Consider the following 4,261-nt stretch of genomic DNA (forward strand, 5'->3'; position numbering starts at 1 on the left):
ATAGTTCCTTCTCGCGCTCCTGCAGTTCCCCGGGAAGATCCATGGTCAGAATCTAGTCCTCTCGTCTGATTCCGTCAATGCAGGATTTTTTGGGGTCTTCTGGCCGATCCTGATGTTTTTTGTTGAAAAATATTGATTGTTGTTGACGAGAGATAGGATTGTTATTGATAATGTAATTAGACTAATTCACCATAAAAGTGATGTAACCACGCAAAAAAGGATGCAAACGATGGCTTGTACCGACAGCAGTGCGCGAAGGGAGATCGTCCATTACAGCAGAAAAGTTCACGCTTCCGGTCTGGTCTGTGCGACTGACGGAAATCTTTCGCTTCGGCTTGACGATAGCCGGTTTATGATTACCCCCTCGGGTGTTCGAAAGGAAGATATATCCGAAGAGATGCTTCTGGTGATGAACATGGAGGGAGATGTTCTCGAGGGTGAGGGGCGGCCCTCTACGGAATACAAGCTGCATCGCGAGGTTTATCGTCGTCGGCCCGATATTACGGCTGTGATTCATGCCCATCCCCCGAAGGCGGTCGCCTTTACTATTGCAGGCAGGAGACTGGATACAGGACTTTTGCCGGAGTGTGTTGTTACTCTGGGAAATGTGCCTGTTGCTCCCTATGCGCTCCCTGGTACGGAAGCGCTGCCCCGTTCCATGACAGAACTTATCTGTCTGAGCGATGTGGTCCTGCTCGCACGGCATGGCAGTGTCACTGCAGGAACATCTCTGGGTGAGGCGTTCAAAAAGCTGGAGAAACTTGAACAATGTGCGCAAATTCAGCTGTACGCTGAGGCGCTTGGCGGACCGAAACCCTTTTCAAGCCGGGAAATAGCTGATCTTGAAGGGCTTCGGGGTCATTATGGAGTAAATAGCAGAACCATGTCATTCGGGGAGGCGTAAGTGCTGGCTGTAGAGAGACGACAGGAAATTTTCGAACTGCTCCAGTCTTTCGGGAGTGTGACAGTGTCTGATCTGGCTTTGCGTTTTTCGGTGAGTGAGGAGACGATACGCCGGGATCTTTCCAGAATGGAGCGAAAGGGCTTGCTTCAGAAAACCTACGGGGGCGCGTTTCTGGATACGGGAATGCATCGGGAAATTCCTGTCACGGTACGGCAGCATGCGGCGATAGAAGGAAAGAGCGTGATCGGTTGTCTGGCAGCAGATCTGATCCATAACGGAGATACCATATTTCTCGACGCCAGTACCACGGCAGTTCATATTGCGGAGAACATCCTGGAAAAATCAAACCTTGTTGTTATCACCAATGCCTTGCCTGTTGCAGAAACCCTGGCACGGGCCGAGCATATCAAGGTAATTTGTGCTGGTGGCACGTTGCGGCCCAAGGCCCTCTCTCTGGTTGGAAAAGCTGCAGAAGGATCCATCGCCTCCTTCTTTGCTGACAAGGCCTTCATTTGTTGTGATGGGGTTCATCTCCATCACGGCGTGACTGATTCGAACGAGCAGGAGGCGGAGGTCCGGAAACAGATGATGCGGCAGGCCCTGAGTTCGATTCTGGTCTGTGATGCCTCCAAGTTTGACAGGACGTCCTTTGCAAAACTGGCAGAGCTGGATGCCTTCGATGCCGTTATCACCGATCAGCAGCGGCCCCCGGAGTGGGTTGAGCGCTTTGTCCAGAGTGAGGTGGAGTATATTTGCGGATCGTCGGAGAAAAGGATTCCTGAGTCCACCGTAGTGTGATGATCCCTTGTGTTGGGACCCGCGCTATTTGTCTATGAATCAGGGGATGTAACCGGAATATTGTAGTTGAGGCTTGAAAGAAAGAGGAAAAGAAACCGGGCTTATAGGTTAGTGGCCTACCCGGTTTCTCCCACAAACTACAGTTATACTAATCGACCGTTCCGTTTGTGATTGAAACTGTCGCTGCCATGCGGGTCGAATCGGACTCATCCGTGTCGGTGCCGGTTGCTGTGGCGAGCTCCTCGTGATAGTTCGTCCCGCATTGCCGGACGGCGGGGAAATTCGAGCAGGATCGCGTCACGGACTTCCTCCGCCGCATCGTTACCGACGATATCGGCGTAGCGCCGGACAGACTCTGCAAGGTGCCGGTAATCGCGACGATTACTGGATGCACGCGCTTCTCTCATCATCAGGGAGAACCAGACGGCCCGGACACGATCCGGAAAGTGTGAATAGAGCAGATTCCCATACCTGGTGATGTAGCGAGGTTCTTTCTCGACGAGTTCCATCAAGTGGGACCACAGTTCTTCCAGAGAAAGTATCTCCGGTAAAACGGGTGGAGTACGCCCGTGGGTTGTTGTGATCTCAGCAATGAGCGCCTCTCGCGCCGGCGGCCACGCGTCGGCCGATACCAGCTCGCGGTACTGTGCAAGGAACTCCACGTCTCCCTCCAGGATCAGGTTGCGTGCGGTTTTCTGCGCTTCTTCTTTGCGGTGTGTGGCTCGGTACGCTTCGAGCGCCCGGATGCGCCATTTCTTCAGCAGGCCGGGAAGACTGGAATCGTGGGAGATCCCCTCCTCCGCCAATTGTATAACCCTGTCGTAGTCGCCCTTGTTCCACGCACGCGAAATCAAGGCATCCCGGAAGGCGGTGAGGTGTCGGTTTTTCTGGCGCATCGATTCCGCCTGATCGTGTTCACCGAAGCGTTCCATCAGTTGCGTCATCAGGACCAGAAGCTGTTCTCGCATGTACTGTCGGCTGAAGCCGTGCGCTGTATCCTCAGGGGGCAACGCGTCCTGCAACGTACCGAGAAGATGGTGATACTGCTCGGTCGACCGCACAGCCTTCGTTAATACGCGCCACAGATCGAGCTGCCAATCGGCCACATCGGGAAACTCGTCGGAAGCGAGGGTATTTTCCACATAGCTGATGATTTCATTCCGAAGCTTATCGTCGATATCCGTCTCTGCGATGGAATGTAATGCTTCGATTGCGCGGCTCACGACCCCACCCATTGTTCCTGCGCTGTCATCGGTATGCGTTATTGCCAGTGCCCCTTCCTCGATAATCACAGTGGTAACATCAAAAGCGGGGCGGACCGCGCCCCGGACCAGGTGGGAATCCATTTGGTCAAACAGGCGGTCAAATACTTCTGCGGCGGCGAAGGCGTCGCCGTACTCAATCAGTCCCCAGGAGTTGATGAATTGCTCCAGTTTGCTCCGGATGGATGCGCGGAGATCGGCATTGATCCGCTTCGAAGGATCGTCGGAGTATTCAGCGAGAATCCCAAGCGCAAAGATCCGGTCGCTTCTCGCGTGCGCCAGAATAATCTCTTCCATATTCTCCCGGCTGAGCCTGGAAAGTACCTCCGAAAGGCGACCGGCTTCCTTCGTATCCTCCGAGATCACTGGCAGTCGTTCGCGGAGTAAGAGAAGGACCGCAACCTCATGTTTGCAGTATGGTCCAAAATCGTATGGACAGGTGCAGGAGACTTCGGTCACACGCTGGAGAGCATCGTTGGCCGAATCGGATTCCAACGAAACCCTCACGAGATACCGTTCGATTCCGCCCACCACTGCGGTAAACTCACCCGGGGATACCTCTTCGATATCGGTAACACGCCGGTCAAACACATACTCGCGGCCGCGTCCCAAGATCACGCCTTCGATATGCGCCTCAAAGTTGGAAAGCAAGAACTGGTTCATCGGGCTGATTGTATCAGGATTTTGTGCAACAATCGAATCCACGGTGCGGTAGATTCTGGAACGGTTGGTTCAGCGAAAGCTCGGGGTTACCGAGGAAAACAATGATATGATTCAGCGCGCTGGTGAAAATACCGGCAATAGTTCTTTAACTACTCCCCCTCAATCTTCTTCTAGGTTATTCTCTCCGAGGGTAGTTCGTCGTTGATACGGTTGCATCCGTTAAACCAGCGCCGGGTAAATGCCCGTCCACCAAGGCAGACAGTATCCCAGGAGCTTTTAAAAACCAATTCGGGAAAAAGCAGAAATGCTATGCCATTGAGGGAAAATCAATCTGATCCATATTCAGTATGCGAAAAATACTGTGGGCTCTTACGCCCGTCGTAACAGGAGATAAGATGACCAACCAGATGGAAATGAACCAAGGCAAGGCAGAAGGCGTAAAGAGCATCACCTGGAGGGACGAGCGGCTTTTCTTTCTGGATCAGACGCTCCTGCCCGGGGAAGTCAAAATCGAAGAGCAGCGGTCGGTGGAACAGGTTTGGGATGCGATAAAGCAACTCAAGGTTCGTGGAGCTCCCGCTATCGGTGTTGCAGGGGCCTACGGGCTCGTTGTCGCCATGCGGGGGAAGATCAG

General features: G+C 53.4%; 3 protein-coding genes and 1 pseudogene. 3 read left to right on the forward strand and 1 reads right to left on the reverse strand.

Annotated features, from left to right (window positions below; genetic code table 11):
• Nucleotides 1-229: 229 nt before the first annotated feature.
• Together B071_RS0111085 and B071_RS0111090 are read left to right on the forward strand one after the other, a co-directional pair.
• Nucleotides 230-904: a class II aldolase/adducin family protein gene (locus B071_RS0111085; RefSeq protein ID WP_157703184.1), complete on the forward strand. Its 675-nt coding sequence runs from the start codon at nt 230-232 to the stop codon at nt 902-904.
• Nucleotides 905-1,702, forward strand: coding sequence for a DeoR/GlpR family DNA-binding transcription regulator (locus tag B071_RS0111090; RefSeq protein WP_018527156.1), 798 nt, complete (start codon nt 905-907; stop codon nt 1,700-1,702).
• A 206-nt stretch (nt 1,703-1,908) separates the two neighbouring features.
• Here the strand turns inward: B071_RS0111090 and B071_RS0111095 are convergent, their stop codons facing one another.
• Nucleotides 1,909-3,669 carry an SWIM zinc finger family protein gene (locus B071_RS0111095; protein ID WP_026245181.1) on the reverse strand — a complete coding sequence of 587 codons (1,761 nt, stop codon included), beginning with the start codon at nt 3,667-3,669 and terminating at the stop codon, nt 1,909-1,911.
• Nucleotides 3,670-4,022: 353 nt separating this feature from the next.
• Here B071_RS0111095 and B071_RS17250 point away from each other — a divergent pair.
• Nucleotides 4,023-4,261 (forward strand): annotated as a pseudogene (locus tag B071_RS17250) (hypothetical protein); the annotation flags it as partial.

Source organism: Alkalispirochaeta alkalica DSM 8900 (assembly GCF_000373545.1).
GTDB lineage: Bacteria > Spirochaetota > Spirochaetia > DSM-27196 > Alkalispirochaetaceae > Alkalispirochaeta > Alkalispirochaeta alkalica.